This window comes from Gottfriedia sp. NPDC057991 (assembly GCF_042886615.1).
Classification (GTDB): Bacteria; Bacillota; Bacilli; order Bacillales; family Bacillaceae_G; genus Gottfriedia.
The window spans coordinates 386,161-405,793 of the sequence record NZ_JBHVQN010000005.1 but is presented as its reverse complement, the minus strand read 5'-3'; the positions used below and the strand labels follow the sequence as shown (position 1 = coordinate 405,793).

Sequence of the window (19,633 nt, the reverse complement as noted above, 5' to 3'; positions counted from 1 at the left end):
AAAAAAGATTGAACAAATGTCATTCAAACATCTGTTCAATCTTTTTTTTTCAATTTATTATTTAAAGAATGTTGCCCAAAGTAAATATACATTTAATACTGCAATAACTGAAGCAATCGACCAAGCCACTGATTTAAGCCAAGTTTTATTAACAAATTTACCCATTTTCTTAGCATCACTAGTGAACATGACTAGTGGTATAACCGCGAAAGATAACTGTAAAGATAAGATTACCTGGCTTAGTATTAATAAATCCGCAGTTCCTTTTGCTCCGTAAAAATAAGTGACGATAAGAGCTGGTGTAACGGCAATTAAACGAGTAATTAATCTTCTTATCCAAGGTTTAAGCTTAATATTTAAAAAGCCTTCCATTACAATTTGCCCAGCTAGAGTACCTGTCAAAGTAGAGTTTTGACCTGAAGCCAATAATGCCAATCCGAAAAATGTGCTTGCTAAAGTTGTTCCAAGTAATGGAGTAAGAAGCTGGAATGCATCTTCTATTGATGCAACATTTGTATGCCCCGATTTGTAGAAAGTTGAAGCAGCTAATATTAAGATTGCTGCGTTTACAAACAATGCAAGCATTAATGCAACTGTTGAGTCGATTGTAGCGAATTTAATTGCTTCTTTTTTACCAGCATCAGATACATCAAACTTTCTAGTTTGAACGATTGAAGAGTGAAGATATAAATTATGAGGCATAACAGTTGCCCCTAAAATTCCTAAAGAAATATAAAGCATTTTTGGATCTGTAATAACTTGAGAACTTGGAATGAATCCACCAAATACAGCTTTTACATCAGGTTGAGACATAATCAATTCAAAAACAAAACTACCAGTAATTAATATGATTAATGAAATAACAAAAGCTTCGATATACCTAAATCCTTTATTTTGTAAAAGTAAAACAAGTAATATATCTAAAGTTGTCAAACAAATTCCATAAAACAACGGAATACCAAATAATAGATTTAAAGCGATGGCTGACCCTATTAATTCAGCTAAGTCACATGCAGCAATTGCGGCTTCACAAAGCACCCAAAGCATAAATGATACAGGTTTACTGAAGTGGTCTCGACATGCCTGAGCTAAATCTCTACCGGTAACGATACCTAATTTAGCAGCTAATGATTGTAGAATGATGGCCATAAGATTAGAAATTAAAATAACAGATAATAAATTGTAATTAAAAGCAGATCCACCTGCTATTGAAGTTGCCCAGTTTCCAGGGTCCATATATCCAACTGCAACTAAATAACCTGGGCCAGCAAATGCTAGAAACTTACGGAAATTACTAGCTTTCTTTGGAACAGATAATGAACGATGAACCTCTTGCAAACTAGGTTGTGTATGTTCCTGTCTCCATCCGGCTTCTTTATATATGACTTTTTCTTGTGATTCTTGTGACATGTTTCCCACCACCTGTTTTATTGTACACATCAAATAGTTTTTCCCTAGGGAAAGTTTTTAAATTATATGCTGATTTTAACACAATAGTTCCCAAATGTAATAAAAAATTTTTGATAACTTCGTAAATTTTTAGTAAACAGATAATATACGTAGAATATTTTCCTTTTCTTTGTTTCTGCTTTTTTACTATTTCTTATGCAATTCATTCAGATTGTTCTGTTTTTTTAAGGATGCTGAAGTTTATTATCAAGTTAATTAATTTCAAGTGTGATATACTAGTCAAAAAATTCAGTTACATTTGTAGGCGCTTATATAAAATTAATATATTTGGGAGAGAGATCCATGAAGTTTGTATTAGTATTCGGGCCTCAAGCTGTCGGAAAAATGACTATAGGACATGAACTAGAAAATATAACAGATTTAAAATTGTTTCATAATCACATGACAATCGACTTAGTTAGTAAGTTTTTTGATTATGGAACAAAGGAAGGTAGTAGATTAGTTAATTTATTTCGAAATGAAATATTTGAAGAGGTGTCAAAAAGTAGCTTATATGGAATTATTTTTACATATGTGTGGGCTCTGGATCAAAAATCTGATTGGGATTATGTTGAGAAAGTTTGTAACATATTTGAATTAAGAGGAGGAACAACCTATTTTGTTGAACTTGAAGCAGAACTAGATGAGAGACTTGTACGAAATAAAACTCCGCACAGATTAGAGCATAAGCCAACAAAAAGAGATATTGAATGGTCTGAAGATAATTTAATAAAGACAATGGAAAAATACAGATTAAATTCGATAGAAGGGGAAATTCAGAAAGAAAATTATCTAAAGATAAATAACACAAATATGAGTGCAGAAGAAGTAGCTAAATTAATTAACGAAAGATTTGCTTTGTAAGTAGAGATTAACTTCTAATTTTCAAAGATTCATAAGTAAGTAAAAAAGAAGAAGAAGAAAATAGCTTACTCATAAAGGGTTCATGAGTAAGTAAAGAAGTAAAAAAATGAAAATATCTTACTCATAAAAGGTTCATGAGTAAGTAATTTAGAAAGAAATTGAAAATAAAATACTCATAAACAGGCTGTAGTGGAAATCAATCACAATCAACTTTAATGATCATGTTAGACACTAATTGATAAACTCACTTTTCAAAATGAAAGAAAAACCACCTAATTTGAAATAGGTGGCTTTTTTTGTATTAGTTGCTGTTAGGATCAGTGTCCTCGTAGTATGTACCAGTACCAGTTTGAGCATTAAATGTCCAATCAACTTTTAGCTTGTCACCTTGGAATTGGTTTTGGTCTTTTCCATTATCAACAAACTCGAATAATACAAAAATCTTTTCTTTTTGTCCTGCTGCTATGCCGTCTGGATCTTTTGTACTACCTACAAATTGATTTATTGCCGTTAAATCAGGAGTTTGATTTTGTAAGTCATATAATGTAGTTTCAACGATTTCATTTGTAGCACTGCTTGTGTTGTACATAATCGTTACTTTAATATGCTTAGCTAAGTCTTCTGTGTTATTATTTTTTACGTCTTGAACTTGATATTTAGTGTTTAATAAAACTTTGTTAATATCTAGAGTTCCATTGTTTTCTAACGTAAATTCACGATATACTTCATCACCAGGTTTTAAATTGCTAATGTTAACAACAGCATTAGGGTTCATACCTAAGTCTAATGTACCTGCTGCAAACGTATTATCAGTTTTAATTGTATCGCTGAAATATGCAAAGGTACCTCCACTAATTAATGATAAACCGACTGCTCCACTCATTACAACTTGACCAATTCTCTTAGTAAAACTCATTTCATTTCCCCCTTAAGGTTTTTTTATTAAACTCTTAAGCTTTTATTTTGTACTTAAGAGATCTAACCAACTTCATCCTGCAGTTTTTTGTTCAAACTCTTTTCTTAATTGGAATAAATTGCGTAGCGCTGAAAGAGTTAAAAGGATACCTGGAACAATTAACAATAGTGCTGATCCAGCTTTTGAGCTTACAAAATTTAATGCATAGCCAACATATGGAATCGTGAAATTAGAATATTTTCCTACAATATTCTGAGGATACACAGTCCATAAGTCTTGGGCGTTATTGTTATCACCCTTTGTTTTATATGAAGTTTCACCATTTTTATGATGGACGGCAGCTATTCTGTGAGTGATCAGCTTATTGTCCATGTGAAAGGTAACAATGTTGCCTTTTTGATATGATGATGGATTTGCACCTAGTTTTACGGCAATAATTGAACCAGTATGAAATGTAGGTTCCATTGATCCAGATAAAACAGCTTTTAATTGATAGCCTAAAATGGTAGAATCCCCACCTGTAAACCTTGATGAAATCACAATAAAAGCTAAGAAACACAAGATGACAATAGAAATGCTTTTAAAAACAGTACCTACAATTGATAAAATTTTCTTCAACATGAGAGATCACCTATTCGTTTGAAATTTATTTACTGAATTATTAGAATTTTAATCTGACTTTGTATCCGTATTGGTATAATCAGAATCCTGGCTTGGAATTAAATCTGTATCAGAATGATTAGAATCCCGGCTCAGAATTGAATCTTTATCGGAATTATTAGAATCTCGGCTCAGAATTGAATCTTTATCGGAATTATTAAAGTCCTGGCTTTGAATCGAGTCGGTATCAGAATTATTAGAATCCCTACTCTGTATTGAATCTGTATCAGAACTATTAGAACTTTGGCTTTGACTTACACCTGTAGAATTTTTAGGTTCATTATTATCGTTATTAATCTTTTCTTTACTTTCATTGAGTTGGGTTTGGATTGTAGATTTAATAGACGCTATCTTTTGTAGATTAATTGTTTCATTTAATTGATGGATTAGTTGGTTAACAACATGATAGCCTTTTCTCTCATATTCATAGTTACTTTGTTCAGTTTCTGGAAGTTCATGAATTTGATTGTGATAAGAGTTCAACTGCTCTTGAATACTTTGTAAACTCTTAATCTCATTATTTATTTCATGTTCCTCATTAAGAACAGTAGTGAGTAAATTTGATAATTCTGTGTAAGTCCCAGTAATAGATGTCTTCATGATCGAATCATATAAATGATTTGCTCTAGTTGAATGATCTTTTGCAGCTATTTCTAATTGTTGGATTGTTTTAGGAAACACAATGGCAGCTGAAACGACTTGTTCTGAAGATGCCTGACTAGAAAAGGTTGCCTCCGTTTGACCAACTGTTTGCATTGCCAAGTAAAATTGAATAGAACATAAACATACGATGATGGAGACTTTTTTCCTAGCTTGTTTCAAATTTTCACTCCTTTGCAATAGCCCTGTTGAAATTCATTATTGCTCAGTTGTCAGAAAATTGAAACCGGGTTATTTTTGGGTCGATTATCGGTGGTTTTTTGTCGGAATTAGTCGCTATTAGGATAAAAAGCTATAAAACCACTAAAAAAAGAACCCGGGTTTGACGTATTGATTTAATTTTGAATTTTCTCAATAATGAAAATTGCAGTCGCAACAAAATTAAATAAGGGGTGAAAGTTTTGAAAATGAAAAAAGAGAAAAGAATGAGAAGAAAAGCAATTCCAGCTGTAATGGCATTAACTGTGGCATTTAGTGGAGGACTAACAACTTTACCTTCATTTGTAAATGTAAAAGCAAGTGCAGCGACAGTTAATCAAGCTTTAAGTAAGGAAGAGGTAGTAAAAGCGTACCTGAATTCAAAGGTAAAAAGTCTAGCAAGATCAGGTTCTGCATGGGAACAATTTAAGATTGTAGGTGAAGAAGCTAACAGTGTGACTGATACTTACCATGTAAGAACAATTGAACAGTATAAAGGAATTCCGATTTATGGTTCAGGACAAACTGTAGCATTAGACACAAATAACAATGTATATGCATCATTTGGTGATGTAAATCAAACATTATCTCGCGCAATTATTCCGACTGAAGCTACAATTTCTGAGGATGATGCTGTAGCAACTGCGAAAGAAAGTATTGATTCACAAATCGGAGTTGTTAAAAATTATGATGGAATTGATACACAATTAACCATCTATCCATATAAAGGGAAGTATTACTTAGCGTTTTTAGTTAAGGCTTCAACTTCTGTTCCAGCACCAGGATATTTCCATTATTTTGTAGATGCTACAAATGGTGAAATCATTAATAGCTTCAATGCAATTGATAATGTTGATGTATCAAAACTTACAGTTACTACTGGAAAGGGCTTGGACGTATTTGGTAAAATGCAAACTTTCCCAGTTGGAAAAGATGCATCAACTGGTTCTAGCTATTTATATGGTGGATCAATTACTGGTTCTACAACAAGCCCTACTATCGTACCACTAGCAACATTTGATGCTCATCGCATGCCTGAAAATTCATTTATCATCTTATCAGCACTTTTAGGATTTACTGGATTTGAAGTAACAACAACTAGCCCAACTAACTTCTTCTATGACCCTGCTGCGGTTTCAGCTCATGTTAATGCTGATAAAGTAAACAAATATTATCAAAATGTATTTAAGCGTAACAGCTTAGATGACAAAGGTATGACTTTAATTAGTACAGTTCACGTGGGAGCTAAATGGAATAATGCAGCATGGAATGGAAAACAAATGTTATACGGAGATGGCGATGGAGTTGTTTTAGGCGCACTTTCTGGTGGATTAGATGTAATTGGACATGAAATGACACATGGTGTGATTGAAAAGTCTGGCCTAGATTTAACATATAGTGGAGAGTCTGGAGCTCTTAATGAGTCATTAGCAGACATCTTTGGAACATTCGTTCAAATCTATACAACAAAAGTAAACGAGTGGGAAATGGGTGAAGATGTTTACACTCCAACTAAACCAGGTGACGGTGGTCTCCGTTCATTAAGCAATCCAGGTTCAGTACGTGTAAGCACGAAATATATGCCTTCAGGTTACTACCCAGATACTTATCAAGATCGATATTTAGGTACTGAAGATAATGGTGGAGTGCATATTAATAGTGGTATTAACAACAAGGCTGCATACTTAATTACACAAGGTGGTACAAATAACGGCTATAAGATTACTGGCGTTGGCGTAAACAATGCACAAAAAATTTACTACCAAGCTTTAAAATATCTAACTGCTGATTCTAACTTTAAAGAAATGAGAGCAGCGGTAATTCAGGCATCACGTGATTTCTTCCCAGATAAAAATGGCGTACCTTCTGCTCAAACGAAGGCTGTTATGGATGCATATACTTCTGTAGGTGTTTACGAATAATAAAATTAAACCATGAACTAGTTTGCCTGTTCATGGTTTTCTTATTTTCTGTTAAATTTTTCCTATATTTATTAAAATGTATACTAAGTAATAATTATTAATTTTTCATTAAAATATCCTCATAAATTGTGTGAATAGCATGATGGAAACTAAGTTGAACTATTGTATATTTAGTATAAGTTTTAGGATAGGAGGAGCAATCAATGATCGAAGGAGAAGTTATAAAATTTTATCGTACTAAAGCCGGGCTAACACAAGAAGAACTAGGAAAAGGAATCTGCTCTTCCAAGCACGTAGGAAAAATTGAAAGAGGGAATACATCTTACTCATCTGAGATTATTACCTTGTTTTCAGAACGATTACAAATTGATATTCGAAAAGAAATTGCTAACTTTGAAAATCTTGAAAATAAACTACTAAACTGGCATACAGCAATTATTAAACTAAGAATGAAGGAAGTTGATTCATATAAAAAAGAACTAGAAAAAAGCCCTTTTATTAATTCGCCAAAATATGATGCTTTGTATCAATTGCTGCTAGCAAGATATTATCTCTTAAAGAACGACTATAAAAACACTCATACAATTATTCTAAGTATACAAAGAAACTATAAAGACCTACCTCCTTTTGAAAGAAATCTCCTTTTGCATGTAATAGGAATTTATTATTTAAATAATTACAATAATTCAAGTACAGAAAATCATCATAAAGCAATACAAACATTAAAGAAGATTGATCTAAACGAATACGGTAATCCAGAATATTACTATCATTTAGCAGTCGCATATGGATGGGTTGATTCTAAGGTAATGGCTTATGTATACGCAGAAAAAGCGCTTAAATATTTTAAAGATACAAGTAATTATTTACGGGCCATAAATGCTGAATCAATAATGCTTTTACAATCAAGCAACGATGGACACTTAGAATTTAAAAAATTGAAACAATCATATAAAAATTTGATTCATGATAGTGAAACGCTCAATGCACCAGATAAAACAGGGATGTTATTAAATAACTTTGCTTTGGAATATTATAAAAGAAAAGATTATGAAAAAGCGCAAAAATATTATAAAGCAGCATTACAATTGGAAAAAAAGCCATCAGTAATTTATCTTCAACGACTGAATAATTATCTTAAAAGTTCATTTGAAGGTAAATTAATGCGCAAATCTGCCTTATTAAATAGTGCACAAAAAGGTCTAACAATCGCAAAGAATTTAAAGAATCAACATTATCAAATCCTGTTTACATTACTAATCTATTCGATTGAAAATAAAACGAAAGAATATATACAGTACATAGAAAAAACAGCTTTTCCATACTTTAAGTCACGCAATCATACTATTTTTATGAAACGATATGGTAAGGAGTTGTATGATTATTATGTGGAAGAAAAAGAGTTTGAGAAGGCAGTCGAAATGTCTAACTTCTTAATAGGTGTTATTAAAATACATAACTAAAGGACTGTTTTTTAGACAGTTCTTTTATTTTTTTAAAGAAGGAGTGTGAAGAATAAAGTTGCACTGCAAATAAAATTATAAATAATGATTAAAAGTGCCACCAAAATTAATTGGCAACTAGTTTTTTCAATAATATGCAAAAAAGTTCCTTAAAGGAACTTTTTTTACATTATGTTGAAATAATAATATCAAAAGTAGGGGCAAATCTTACTATTTCTAACACAATTCTATTATGTTTGACTCTTTTCGAAATGGTTGTTGTTTATAAACCGATCATTTTAAAACACAGAGTAAATAAAGAAGCTGATTAGAAACAAGGTGTGGGGTTTCTGTAGGAGTATCAGAAAAAGGGAAAATTTGAGATGCCTCCCGAGTAAATTCAACTAGGCATCTTTTTAAAAGGCAACAAGATTTACGAAAACAGCCATTATAAACTACATATTAATTTTATGTTTAAAATTAAAGAAATGTATGGGGGACAAACTATATTACAAAACTTTTTTTATTCATGTTATAATACATCCGCATTTTTGCCCATGAAAAATAGAAAAAGGATATTAAAATTAAAATATGATATGATTTTTTAAACAATTGTACTAATTTTAAAGAATGGGGATAAATTATGATTCGAATTTTAATTGTAGATGATGATTCTCATATAAGAGAGTTACTGAAAATGTATTTACAAACTGAAGGCTATACGACATTCGAAGCGGCTAACGGAGATGAAGCTTCTAGATTGCTTGAAAATCAACAAATTAATTTAGCGATTGTAGATATTATGATGCCAGGTAAAGATGGTTACCAGCTTTGTGAGGAAATAAGAGAGTATTATGATTTTCCGGTAATATTGTTAACTGCCAAAAGCGAGCTTTCTGATAAAGAAAAAGGGTTTGCTGTAGGAACAGATGACTATTTGACAAAACCTTTTGAACCAAAAGAAATTCTATTCCGGATTAAGGCATTGTTAAGAAGATACAATATGATTAGTGCTCAAAAAATAAAACTGAACGAAACCGTTATCGATCGAAAAAGCTATGAAGTTTACTGTAATGGAAAATTACTTATGCTGCCAATGAAGGAATTTGAATTATTATCTCAATTGGCAAGTTATCCGGATCGAATATTTACTCGTGATGAGTTGATCCAATTAATTTGGGGTGCTGATTTTGAAGGTGATGATCGAACAATAAATGTTCATATTAAACGTTTACGTGAAAGATTTTCTACTTTAACGGATGACTTTAGTATAAAAACTGTACGTGGTGTTGGTTATAAATTGGAGGTCACTGATAAGTGAAAACTTTATACATAAGAATTGTTCTTACAATCCTCGGGGTAATGATTTTTAGCAGTTTATTGGCTTTCTTTTTTTCAAATGTGTATTACCACTATAATCTAAAGCCTTATAATGATAAAAAATTAACTAAAATGGCTTTAGATGTTGGTACTTTTTATGAAAAAAATAATGATATCGAATTAAGCAATTACTTAAAAAGTATTAGTAAATTGGGTTATCAAATTTTATTAGTAGATCCTCAAGGAAAACAATCTTTTTATGGAGGGGCTTTTAGAGAAAAGAAATTAGATCGTAAAGTGATTGATTCTGTTTTAAATGGGAATGTATATCATGGTATTGCCGAATTTCCAACATCATTATTTGTGACTGGTTTTTTTGATAATACATTGAGCAATACAGTTGGTGTTCCTATAAAATCGAGTACTAATCATTTGGCTCTTTTTATGCGACCAAATGTACAGCTTCAATTTGGTGAATTGCGTATACTCTTTTCCATACTCCTTTTACTGACAATCGTATTAAGTATTATATTCGTTTTAGTTAGTACGAGATATATTGTAAAACCGATCATTAAATTAACTGAAGCAACGAAAAAGATTGCAGAAGGAAAATATAATGTTCAATTGCAAATTAAACGCCAAGACGAAATAGGAAAACTGGCTAATCACTTTTCGCATATGTCTCAAAAATTAGGACAAATTGAAGCGATGCGTCAGGAGTTTGTTTCGAATGTATCTCATGAAATTCAATCACCACTTGCATCGATCCAAGGTTTTTCACAGTCACTACAAACTGAAAAATTAACAGAAAATCAGAGAAATCATTATTTATCGATTATAGAAGAAGAAAGCAAAAGAATGTCCTTGTTAAGTAAACAATTATTAACGTTAGCCGCATTAGATAAGGAAGAAAGTATATTGCAAAAAACAACTTTTGATATTGCCGAACAAATTAAACAAGTAGTTTTTACAACTGAATGGAGTTGGAGGAACAAAGACTTGGCCATTGATTTGGAATTACCACAAACTTTTGTGTATGCTGATAAGAATCTTCTGCATCAAGTTTGGACAAATCTAATGACGAATAGCATTAAGTTTAATCATGAAGGTGGGGCAATCTCAATAAAACTAAGTAGTAATGAAGCGTGTGTTCAAATTGAATTTCAAGATACCGGAATTGGCATTTCCGAAAATGATTTACAACAAATATTTAATCGATTTTTTATTGTTGATAAAGCAAGGAATCGAAAGGAATCCAGTAGTGGCTTAGGTTTAGCAATCGTTAAACAAATCATTGAATTACATAATGGGCACATAGAAGTAAGGAGTAAAGTAGGCGACGGAACTAAATTTCATCTATCCATACCTAATATTAAAGAGTTCTGATTTTATAATTGTAATCGACTGTTCACCTGTTGTTCATCTAACATTCCTATACTTTAAATTACAAAGAGTGATGCTACTTTTTACACTCTTTCCAATTTAGTATGTTAAAGGAGATGAATGACAGGTGTTTCTTGCATTAAGGGAATTTAAACACGCAAAATTACGTTTTTTATTAATTAGTCTAATCATGATCCTTATATCATTCCTAGTATTATTCGTTTCAGGATTAGCGAAAGGATTATCTTTTGATAATGCTTCTTCTATTGATAGCATGGCCTCAAATTATTTTGTTTTACAAAAGGAATCAGGTAAACAAATTAATCATTCAATGTTAACGGAAAGTCAAATAAATGAAGTTCAGAAATTTACTGATGAGAAGAACTCCACTACTTTAGGAGTTCAAATGACTACGTTTCTAAAGGATGGAACATCTAAAAAAATTGATGCTACCTTATTTGGAATTGATGTGAATGGTTTAGCTGCTCCAAAGGTAATTGAAGGAGAAATGATTAATAATTCAACAAAGAATGAAGTTGTAGGAGATATTTCTTTGAAAGAAAAAGGAATCAAGCTTGGAGACAATATTTCAGATCAAATCTCGGGTAAAGAATTTAAAATTGTTGGATTTACGGAGAATCAATCATATAGTCATGCACCAGTTATTCATATGAATTACAAAGAGTGGTCGATGGTAAATAGTAAGAATTCATTTAATGCAATTGCGTTAAAAACAAATGAAAGTACTGCAAAAAAGGTAAGTGAAAAAGTCTCAGGAGTAGATGTAATTAATAAAAATCAAGCATTAAAAGGCATACCTGGTTATAAAGAAGAACAGGGTTCTTTACTAATGATGATTGTTTTTCTATTCTTTATCGGAGCATTTGTGTTAGCAGTCTTTTTCTATATCATTACGATTCAAAAAATCAATCAATTTGGCGTGCTAAAAGCAATTGGTTCAAAAACTAGTTACTTAGCTAAAAATATTATTTTTCAAGTTTTAACACTTACGCTTTTAAGTCTATTGATAAGTATTTCAATCACATTTGGATTATCTAAAGTATTGCCAGCAAGCTTACCTTTTGTATTTGATGCTCAGTTAATCATCGGAAGTTCATTATTATTCCTATTTGTAGCAATAGTCGGCTCATTAATATCATTATTAAAAGTAGTAAAAATTGATGCGATTGAAGCAATAGGGAGGGCTTTTTAATGAGTAATAAACTAGTGCTAGATAATATTAGCAAAACGTATAATGATGGAGATTCTTTAGCGACAACGGTATTAGATCAAGTTTCCATTCAAGTAAAAGCTGGTGAACTAGTGGCAGTTGTAGGTCCGTCTGGATCAGGTAAAAGTACCTTTCTTTCAATAGCAGGAGCATTACTATCTCCGACTAGTGGCAGAATTTTAATAGATGATATTGAAATTAGTAATCTCCCAGCAAATAAGTTGAATGAATTTAGACTATCTAAAATCGGATTCATTTTTCAAATGTCTAATTTAATCCCGTATTTAACGGTTAAAGATCAACTTCTATTAATTGCCGAATTAGCTGGAATAAAAAACAAAATTGCAGAGAAGAAAGCTAATGAACTGCTTGAACAATTAGGATTATCAAAGAGAATGAGAAACTATCCAGAAAATTTATCAGGTGGAGAGAGACAACGAGTAGCCATTGCAAGAGCACTAATGAATGATCCAGAAGTAATCTTCGCGGATGAACCTACAGCTAGTCTCGATTCTGAAAGAGGAAGATCTGTTGTTGAAATGCTGTCTAAAGAAGTGAAACAAAGACAAAAAGCTGCGATAATGGTGACTCATGATAAAAGGATGCTAGATTTATGTGACCGTGTTGTTTATATTGAAAATGGAAAACTTACTGAACAAATTTAAGAAAGAGCCCGTTTTAATTGACGGGTTTTTTTCATATTGTTTATGAGTAAATTATTTTGAATCATCAAGATATTTTGAGTGACTCATGAAGCTGTAATGAGTAAGTACTTTAGAACAACGAGCCAATTTAGTGACTCATGGATCTGTTATGAGTAAGTACTTTTGATTAGCGAGCTATTTTAGTGACTCATGAACCCGTTGTAAGTATGGAATATTGACTACTAAATTTCTAAATAAACAAAAGAACCCGTTCAAATCGAACGGGTTCTTTAATTATAGATGGAATCGATCTAAGAGATTAGTTTTAGCAAGATCGATCACATCATCGGCATGACCATTTAATACAGCTTTTAATGTCCATAGTGTAAATCCATGTGCTTGTTCAATACTCACTTTAGGAGGCATTGCTAATTCCTGACGGTTAACTAAAACATCTATTAATGCCGGTCCATTGTGCTCAAACGCACGTTGTACTGCCGACTCTAAGTCAGCAGGATCTTCTACACGAATTCCTTCGATCCCCATCGATTGAGCTAATGATGCAAAGTTAGGGTTTTCTAAAGTTGTTCCGGTTTCTAAGTAACCAGCAGCTTTCATTTCTAATTCCACAAAACTTAGCGCACTATTGTTAAATACAACCAATTTTACAGGTAATTTATGCTGATGGATCGTTAATAAATCACCCAATAACATTGATAATCCACCATCTCCGCATAATGCGACTACTTGACGTCCAGGTTGAGAAACTTGAGCACCAATTGCTTGAGGCATGGCATTAGCCATCGTTCCGTGATTAAATGATCCAAGTAATCTTCTTTTTCCATTCATTTGTAAATATCTTGCAGACCATAATGTTGGTGTGCCGACATCGCATGTAAAGATCGTATCTTCATTTGCAAGATCACTTACAACCTTAGTTAAATACTGAGGGTGGATCGGTGTGCGTCCTGGTTTTCCGACAGCAAATTTATCTAGATCTTCACGTACATTTTTGTATGCTGAAACATATTTTTCTAGATGGCTTGAATCCTTCACATCTGTTAAGAGAGGTAATAACTGACTTATTGTCTCTTTTACATCACCACATAGTCCATAAGTAAGTGCAGCTCGTCGACCTAAATGCTCAGCTCGAACATCTACTTGTAAAATTACTGCATCATCTGGATAAAATTGTCGGTATGGAAAATCTGTGCCGAGCATCAATAGTACATCACAGTCCATTATGGCATGATACCCGGATGAATAACCGATTAAACCAGTTAAACCTGCATTATATGGATTATCGTATTCTAAGAATTCTTTACCTCTAAGCGCAATAACCATTGGAGATTTTAACTTTTCACAAAGAAGCATTAAATGAGAATGTGCACCTTCACAGCCTGCTCCGCAAAGTAAAGTAACCTTCTTTCCATCATTTAGGAACCCAGCGAGTTTTTCCAATTCAGGTTTAGATGGACTGATCAGTGGATTCGTAACATGAATAACTTGTTCTGGAACTGTTTGTCGATCTTCTAGCGCAGCTATGTCACCAGGTAATACAAGTACAGATACACCCTTTCTTGCAATTGCGTGCTGCATAGCAATCGTTGCTAGACGAGGCATTTGCTCTGCTCTATATACTGTTTCACAGAAGTGACTGCAATCTTTAAATAATTGCTCAGGACGAGTTTGTTGAAAATATTCACTTCCAATTTCGATGCTTGGAATTTGAGCCGCAATCGCAAGTACAGGAATACGACTTCGATGACAATCGTATAATCCATTTATAAGATGAAGGTTTCCTGGTCCACTGCTTCCCGCACAAACTGCGATACTACCACTCATAAGTGAATCGGAACCTGCAGCAAAAGCCGCAACTTCCTCATGGCGAACGCCAATCCATTCAATTCTTTTGGAGCTTTTAATTGAATCTAAAACAGCATTTAAAGAATCGCCAACAATACCATAAATTCTAGTAACCCCTGCTTGAATCAATGAATCAATCAGTATATCTGCAATTGTTTTCCTCATTGTAATCTCCTTCTAGTTCACCATTATGGAACTAATTCAATTTATTAAGCCCTAGGCTACAGATAAAGTTATGTTTTGCAGAACTTTAAAACGTTATACCAAAAAAAGGCAGGAAAAGTAGGAGACATTAAGAATAAATACTTTAAAAAGTCTCTTATTCTCGAATTTTTTGTCGAAGGAATCCATCTTGAAACTTACGTTTACGTAAGATTTATAATAAATCTATAGCTAGAAGGAGGAGGGCATTTTGAAGTTTTATTCAATTCGAGAGATGACGAATGAATTTAATACGACTCATAGAACCCTTAGATACTATGAGGAAATCGGATTATTAATGCCTACCTATACTGAAAGTGGTAGAAGAAGGTACTCTCAAAAAGATTGTACACGTATTTTTTTAATTCAAAGAGGTAAGCATTTAGGCTTTGATTTACAAGAAATAAAAGAAATGATTGATTTATTTACGATTGATCGTACAGGTGAAAAACAATTACAAAAAACAATTGAATATGGAAATCAGAAGATTATAGAGTTAGATAAAAAAATAAACGATTTAATCCAATTAAAAGAAGAAATTATTAAAATGAAGGGTAAACTTGAGCGGAATTTATTAGAGATGCAGTAAAAATATTGGGAGGGAGAGTACATGAATTTTTATAAAGAAGATCTTAATTTACAAATGATTTTAAGAAAATATTTTAAAGAAGATTTTTTTACATGGGCTAATAGAGAATTAGAAGAATTTGGAGAACTTTGTGCGAATGAAATCGATCAACGTGCAATTCACACAGACCGAGAAGGTCAACCGCGTTTAATCAAATATGATGCATATGGTAATGATATTTCGCATGTTTGGGTAAATGAAGGTTATAAGCAAACTGTAAAAGATACTTATAATAGAGGGATTGTTAGCTATATCCATAAGCCAATACCAGAACTTGGTAGTAAGGGGAATTACATTTATTCCTATGCCCAAGGTTATTTATTATCACAGACTGAAGCTGGTTTTTATTGTCCGGTAACATTATCAATGGCTGCTACGTTTTTAGTTGAAAGATATGCAGGTGAAGCATTAAAAGAAAAATATCTCCCCCATTTATTATCGACTGGGGAATTAGAATTATATGAAGGAGCAACTTTTTTAACTGAGAGACAGGGTGGTTCAGATGTTGGAGCCAATGTAGTTAAAGCAGTTAATGAAGGAGATTACTATCGAATTTACGGAGAAAAATATTTTGCTAGTAATGCAGGTCAGTGTGGGATTACAACGATTTTAGCAAGAATTGAGGGAGCGCCTTCTGGGAGTAAGGGGTTAAGTTTATTTTTAGTGCCTTGGAAGGATGATGACGGTACAAATAATGGATTCACGATTCGTCGCTTAAAAGATAAGCTAGGTGTAAGAGCTGTTCCATCAGGGGAAGTTGAATTTAATGGAGCGAAAGCGTTTCTAATCGGAGATCCTTCTAGAGGGATTAACTATATGATGGAAGCATTGAATTTATCTAGAATTTGTAATGCTGTAGCTTCTGTTGGAATTATGAGAAGAGCCTATGTAGAAGCGAAAAAATATGCTGAAAATAGACCGGCATTTGGACAAATATTAACGAAATTTCCAATGATACAAGAGACATTAGCAAAACTTGCAACCATTCAGGAAGTACAAACCAGTGCAGTCTTTAATTTAGTAGCATTATATGATCGAGTGGTTGGGAAAGAAAATGGAACAACCGAGGAGCAAACATTAGTAAGACTTTTGATTGCTATATTAAAAATGCGTACTGCAGAAGAAGCAATTCATTTCTCCCACGAAGCGATTGAAATGCATGGAGGAAATGGTTATATAGAAGATTTTGTGACACCTCGACTTTTAAGAGATGCTCAAGTACTTACAGTCTGGGAAGGAACAGCTAATATTTTAGGTTTAGAGATTTTGAGACTGTTTAAAAAAATGAATGGTTATCAAGTCTTTAAATCATATATTGAAGAAAAATTAGTGGAAACACCTCAAACATTAGTAGATGAAAGTGAAATCGTAAAGAAAAAGCTGGAGGAATTAAATGAAATTGTTCATTATACATCTACTTTAGATACTAATATTCAATCATATAATGCAAAGAAAATCATAAATAAAATGGCAGATTTAGTTGAAGCAGTTACTGCTCTTGAAGATGCGAAAGAGCATATTCGAAAAGAGTACATTGCAAAAGTATTGATCCATGAACGATATTTTAAAGATGAAATTAATAAAGAACAAATTCATTTAAAGTATTATGATGAAATTGTTAGCTATAAAGTTTCGATAAATAAATGAATATAAAGATACATTGTTAGATTAAAAACACAAATTTAACAGTAGTAAAGATAGTAAGGATGTTTGTTCCTACTATCTTTTTTTTTATTAATCTACCAAAAAATAAGAGATATTTTTATCGTGAGTTTAACAGAATTTACCAATTTCATGATATTATTAATAGCTGATGTAAAAAACGGGAGTGTTTAATTCATGCAGTTTTTAATATTTACTTGTAGTCTAGTGTTTATTTATTTTAATTACTTAGTTATAAAGGATTTACTCAAAGCAAATTCAAAAACGATTACATTAAATAATCGTTTTCTTAGACTTATAAATATAGTCAAATTTGCTCCAGTTATTGCCTTTATTATTTTATTAGTTTTAGTTTTATTTTTTTTCCATACTAAATCAGGGATAAGGCTATCACACGCTTGGTTTATTTCACAGTTTTGGGCTCATGCTACTCTTTTTTATTTTTTCTATAAAATCATTAAGAAGAAACTTAATCTTATTTTTGCCGCACTATCAATAATTATTGCCATTTATAATACCCCATTATTTCATTACGAACATTTATTTGTAGGTCGCAGTGTTATTGTTTCTGACTTTTTTGCAATATTGATGTTTCTTTCTATGTGGTTTACTATATCTAAAATTACTATGAAGCTACAGCACTAAGTAGGTACTGGTGCGATTATTGTGTCATTGATTATTTAATTAAAATAGAACAGTACTGATTAAACTAACGCAACGTTTTAGTTTAATAATGGCCGATGACGATGAGTGGTTCCTACTTTATTATTTGGCATTTTACTATAAGAAGGGAAAACTGTTTGAATATAGAATGTATCTATAGTTCATACTTACATTTCTGAAATTGGTAAAGGGGATGCACTTAATGTCAGATGGTTTTTTCAAAGTTCAAGACGTTCTTGAAAATTACAAAACAGCAGTTTACGAAAAGGATGTTGAAAGATTTCTATCCTTGTATGCTCCTGAAATTCATATATATGATTGCTGGGGGAACTGGGAGAGCCAGGGTATTTCTTCATGGAAGGAAAATGTAGTAGAGTGGTTTAATGGATTGAGTGAGGATGGTGTTTTACTTAAAGTTGAATTTAATGATCTAGTAGTTGAAGAAAATTCAAATCTGGCATTTGCACATTGTGCTGTTACTTTTGCTGCTCATCAAGATGAATCTGGTGAGAAACTTCGTCAAATGACTAATCGGTTCACATTCGGTTTAAAAAAAGTAAATGAAACTTGGGTCATAGTTCATGAACATTCATCATTACCTATAAATATGGAAACTGGTAAGGGAATTTTCAACTTGAAGTAAACAATAAACTATTTGATTAGTGAAAAAGTTAAGCTTATTTTAAGGTTTAAATGATATCTTTTTACTGATAATTTTTCTTTCTTTTTTTAAGTGACTTCTTTTTTTGAAGTCGCTTTTTTTATTAGTATTGGTTTTAAACCACATTCATTCATGTTCTTCTGTATACCTTCCATAGGTAAAATAAATCGTATTCTCTTCTTCAAGTACAAATTTTTCCTTTGTTATGTTAAAGCAACTTAAATAAAAGCCTGTATCGACAATTACTTAGTAATTATGATACGGGCTTTTAATTTCGATGTTTAATTGTTGTTATTTTTTCAATACATTAATTTTATAGCTCTGGGAAACAGTAGTAGTTCCAAAATGAGTAAAAGAATAAAACACAGTTAAGATGAGCAACAGGCTAGAAATAATAATTACTGGAAAGAATGATGATAGTAGTTTTGGGAATCGCTGACTTAAAAACATAGTAGAACAAAAAAGGGCTGAACAAGTTAATAACAATAAACAAATTAATAATAAAGCTTGTGCTTCTGATATTGAAATCATAACGACAATCATGCTCCCCATCATACCGGCCATCATTCCAGTAAAGATCCCCTCAAGTAGTGCAAGGAAATGTAATCGAAAACCGATAAATAATCCAATGAGTGCAGATACGCCCATCGAAATGAGTAAGGAATGGAAAAATTGTTGGTGATATGAAAGTGTAATGAGCACACCTATTGTTAAACCAGTAGTCATACTGATCATCATCATATACATCATTTGATGCATCTGGTCATTTTTTGTTGGTTTAAGGTGGATCGAAATGATTGTTATAAAGAGCATTATGCTAATACATACCCAACTGGTGAACATATATGATACCCCCTAACTATTCGCTTTTTATCATCATATGGACAACTTAAAATAAATAGAATAAAAAATTGACACCTATACCCCCTACGAGTATATAATAATGGTGAGGTGATAAAATGGAAAATTGCCATGATGATCAAATGGTTCCAAGAAGTGAAGACGAAATTAACGATTTAATGAAACGTCTTCGTAGAATAGAGGGGCAAGTAAGAGGTATTCAAAAAATGGTCGAAGAGGACCGATATTGTATAGATATTTTGACGCAAATTATGGCAGTTGAAGCTGCTATGAAAAAGGTAAGTTTCTCTTTAATTGAAAGACATGCGAATCATTGTATGGTTAAGGCAGTTAAAGAAAACAATGGCAAAGAATCGGTAAACGAATTAATGGAGGTTATCAAGCGTTACGTAAAGTAAAGGG

At 32.3% G+C, this 19,633-nt stretch carries 18 protein-coding genes; 12 read left to right on the top strand and 6 right to left on the bottom strand.

Annotated features, from left to right (window positions below):
• Window positions 1-57: 57 nt before the first annotated feature.
• On the bottom strand, window positions 58-1,410 hold the full coding sequence (locus tag ACFVR2_RS18430) for an Nramp family divalent metal transporter (RefSeq protein WP_387364878.1): 1,353 nt from the start codon (window positions 1,408-1,410) through the stop codon (window positions 58-60).
• Between the two features lie 342 nt (window positions 1,411-1,752).
• Between ACFVR2_RS18430 and ACFVR2_RS18425 the strand changes: the two genes are divergently transcribed.
• Window positions 1,753-2,313 (top strand): shikimate kinase, encoded by a 561-nt coding sequence (locus ACFVR2_RS18425; protein WP_387364875.1) that lies wholly within the window; start codon window positions 1,753-1,755, stop codon window positions 2,311-2,313.
• A 301-nt stretch (window positions 2,314-2,614) separates the two neighbouring features.
• Here ACFVR2_RS18425 and ACFVR2_RS18420 read toward each other — a convergent pair whose 3' ends face one another.
• From ACFVR2_RS18420 to ACFVR2_RS18410, 3 genes are all read right to left on the bottom strand, one after another.
• A complete protein-coding gene (locus tag ACFVR2_RS18420) occupies window positions 2,615-3,229 on the bottom strand; it encodes a TasA family protein (RefSeq protein ID WP_387364872.1) in 615 nt (204 codons plus the stop codon).
• Window positions 3,230-3,301: 72 nt separating this feature from the next.
• Window positions 3,302-3,850, bottom strand: a complete 549-nt coding sequence (gene sipW, locus ACFVR2_RS18415; RefSeq protein ID WP_387364869.1) for a signal peptidase I SipW — start codon at window positions 3,848-3,850, stop codon at window positions 3,302-3,304.
• Between the two features lie 48 nt (window positions 3,851-3,898).
• Window positions 3,899-4,711 (bottom strand): DUF4047 domain-containing protein, encoded by an 813-nt coding sequence (locus tag ACFVR2_RS18410; RefSeq protein WP_387364866.1) that lies wholly within the window; start codon window positions 4,709-4,711, stop codon window positions 3,899-3,901.
• Between the two features lie 263 nt (window positions 4,712-4,974).
• On the opposite strand from ACFVR2_RS18410, the gene ACFVR2_RS18405 reads away from it, so the two are divergent.
• The 6 genes from ACFVR2_RS18405 to ACFVR2_RS18380 all read left to right on the top strand — a co-directional run bounded on the left by ACFVR2_RS18405 (window position 4,975) and on the right by ACFVR2_RS18380 (window position 12,710).
• A complete protein-coding gene (locus ACFVR2_RS18405; RefSeq protein WP_387365086.1) occupies window positions 4,975-6,669 on the top strand; it encodes a M4 family metallopeptidase in 1,695 nt (564 codons plus the stop codon).
• Window positions 6,670-6,872: 203 nt separating this feature from the next.
• Entirely contained in the window at window positions 6,873-8,132 is a 1,260-nt protein-coding gene (locus ACFVR2_RS18400) for a helix-turn-helix domain-containing protein (RefSeq protein ID WP_387364863.1), read from the top strand.
• A gap of 622 nt (window positions 8,133-8,754) precedes the next feature.
• The gene (locus ACFVR2_RS18395; protein WP_387364860.1) at window positions 8,755-9,432 is read left to right on the top strand and encodes a response regulator transcription factor; all 678 of its coding nucleotides are present in this window, start codon (window positions 8,755-8,757) and stop codon (window positions 9,430-9,432) included.
• Window positions 9,429-10,817, top strand: a complete 1,389-nt coding sequence (locus ACFVR2_RS18390; RefSeq protein WP_387364857.1) for a sensor histidine kinase — start codon at window positions 9,429-9,431, stop codon at window positions 10,815-10,817. Before ACFVR2_RS18395 ends, ACFVR2_RS18390 begins: the two co-directional genes overlap by 4 nt.
• A gap of 124 nt (window positions 10,818-10,941) precedes the next feature.
• On the top strand, window positions 10,942-12,027 hold the full coding sequence (locus tag ACFVR2_RS18385; RefSeq protein WP_387364854.1) for an ABC transporter permease: 1,086 nt from the start codon (window positions 10,942-10,944) through the stop codon (window positions 12,025-12,027).
• A complete protein-coding gene (locus ACFVR2_RS18380) occupies window positions 12,027-12,710 on the top strand; it encodes an ABC transporter ATP-binding protein (protein WP_098427187.1) in 684 nt (227 codons plus the stop codon). Before ACFVR2_RS18385 ends, ACFVR2_RS18380 begins: the two co-directional genes overlap by 1 nt.
• Window positions 12,711-12,983: 273 nt before the next feature.
• On the opposite strand, the gene poxB is transcribed toward ACFVR2_RS18380, so the two are convergent.
• Window positions 12,984-14,720: a ubiquinone-dependent pyruvate dehydrogenase gene (poxB, locus tag ACFVR2_RS18375; protein WP_387364850.1), complete on the bottom strand. Its 1,737-nt coding sequence runs from the start codon at window positions 14,718-14,720 to the stop codon at window positions 12,984-12,986.
• 247 nt (window positions 14,721-14,967) lie between these two features.
• On the opposite strand from poxB, the gene ACFVR2_RS18370 reads away from it, so the two are divergent.
• The 4 genes from ACFVR2_RS18370 to ACFVR2_RS18355 all read left to right on the top strand — a co-directional run bounded on the left by ACFVR2_RS18370 (window position 14,968) and on the right by ACFVR2_RS18355 (window position 18,352).
• The gene (locus ACFVR2_RS18370; protein WP_387364847.1) at window positions 14,968-15,345 is read left to right on the top strand and encodes a MerR family transcriptional regulator; all 378 of its coding nucleotides are present in this window, start codon (window positions 14,968-14,970) and stop codon (window positions 15,343-15,345) included.
• 21 nt (window positions 15,346-15,366) lie between these two features.
• Window positions 15,367-17,031, top strand: a complete 1,665-nt coding sequence (locus ACFVR2_RS18365) for an acyl-CoA dehydrogenase family protein (protein WP_387364844.1) — start codon at window positions 15,367-15,369, stop codon at window positions 17,029-17,031.
• A 192-nt stretch (window positions 17,032-17,223) separates the two neighbouring features.
• A complete protein-coding gene (locus ACFVR2_RS18360) occupies window positions 17,224-17,691 on the top strand; it encodes a hypothetical protein (RefSeq protein ID WP_387364841.1) in 468 nt (155 codons plus the stop codon).
• Between the two features lie 220 nt (window positions 17,692-17,911).
• On the top strand, window positions 17,912-18,352 hold the full coding sequence (locus ACFVR2_RS18355; RefSeq protein WP_387364838.1) for a YybH family protein: 441 nt from the start codon (window positions 17,912-17,914) through the stop codon (window positions 18,350-18,352).
• A gap of 309 nt (window positions 18,353-18,661) precedes the next feature.
• Here the strand turns inward: ACFVR2_RS18355 and ACFVR2_RS18350 are convergent, their stop codons facing one another.
• Window positions 18,662-19,213 carry a hypothetical protein gene (locus tag ACFVR2_RS18350; protein WP_387364835.1) on the bottom strand — a complete coding sequence of 184 codons (552 nt, stop codon included), beginning with the start codon at window positions 19,211-19,213 and terminating at the stop codon, window positions 18,662-18,664.
• Between the two features lie 116 nt (window positions 19,214-19,329).
• Here ACFVR2_RS18350 and ACFVR2_RS18345 point away from each other — a divergent pair, with 116 nt between their 5' ends.
• Entirely contained in the window at window positions 19,330-19,629 is a 300-nt protein-coding gene (locus tag ACFVR2_RS18345) for a metal-sensing transcriptional repressor (protein WP_331221353.1), read from the top strand.
• The last annotated feature ends 4 nt before the right edge of the window (window positions 19,630-19,633 follow it).

What these genes read in the sequence shown, in the direction of transcription:
- ACFVR2_RS18395 (WP_387364860.1), top strand. Translation starts at nt 8,755, where the DNA reads ATGATTCGAATTTTAATTGTAGATGATGATTCTCATATAAGAGAGTTA.
- ACFVR2_RS18355 (WP_387364838.1), top strand. Translation starts at nt 17,912, where the DNA reads ATGTCAGATGGTTTTTTCAAAGTTCAAGACGTTCTTGAAAATTACAAA.
- ACFVR2_RS18420 (WP_387364872.1), bottom strand. Translation starts at nt 3,229, where the DNA reads ATGAGTTTTACTAAGAGAATTGGTCAAGTTGTAATGAGTGGAGCAGTC.
- ACFVR2_RS18430 (WP_387364878.1), bottom strand. Translation starts at nt 1,410, where the DNA reads ATGTCACAAGAATCACAAGAAAAAGTCATATATAAAGAAGCCGGATGG.
- ACFVR2_RS18345 (WP_331221353.1), top strand. Translation starts at nt 19,330, where the DNA reads ATGGAAAATTGCCATGATGATCAAATGGTTCCAAGAAGTGAAGACGAA.
- ACFVR2_RS18380 (WP_098427187.1), top strand. Translation starts at nt 12,027, where the DNA reads ATGAGTAATAAACTAGTGCTAGATAATATTAGCAAAACGTATAATGAT.
- ACFVR2_RS18360 (WP_387364841.1), top strand. Translation starts at nt 17,224, where the DNA reads ATGCAGTTTTTAATATTTACTTGTAGTCTAGTGTTTATTTATTTTAAT.
- ACFVR2_RS18425 (WP_387364875.1), top strand. Translation starts at nt 1,753, where the DNA reads ATGAAGTTTGTATTAGTATTCGGGCCTCAAGCTGTCGGAAAAATGACT.
- ACFVR2_RS18400 (WP_387364863.1), top strand. Translation starts at nt 6,873, where the DNA reads ATGATCGAAGGAGAAGTTATAAAATTTTATCGTACTAAAGCCGGGCTA.
- ACFVR2_RS18405 (WP_387365086.1), top strand. Translation starts at nt 4,975, where the DNA reads ATGAGAAGAAAAGCAATTCCAGCTGTAATGGCATTAACTGTGGCATTT.
- ACFVR2_RS18365 (WP_387364844.1), top strand. Translation starts at nt 15,367, where the DNA reads ATGAATTTTTATAAAGAAGATCTTAATTTACAAATGATTTTAAGAAAA.
- sipW (WP_387364869.1), bottom strand. Translation starts at nt 3,850, where the DNA reads ATGTTGAAGAAAATTTTATCAATTGTAGGTACTGTTTTTAAAAGCATT.
- ACFVR2_RS18350 (WP_387364835.1), bottom strand. Translation starts at nt 19,213, where the DNA reads ATGTTCACCAGTTGGGTATGTATTAGCATAATGCTCTTTATAACAATC.
- poxB (WP_387364850.1), bottom strand. Translation starts at nt 14,720, where the DNA reads ATGAGGAAAACAATTGCAGATATACTGATTGATTCATTGATTCAAGCA.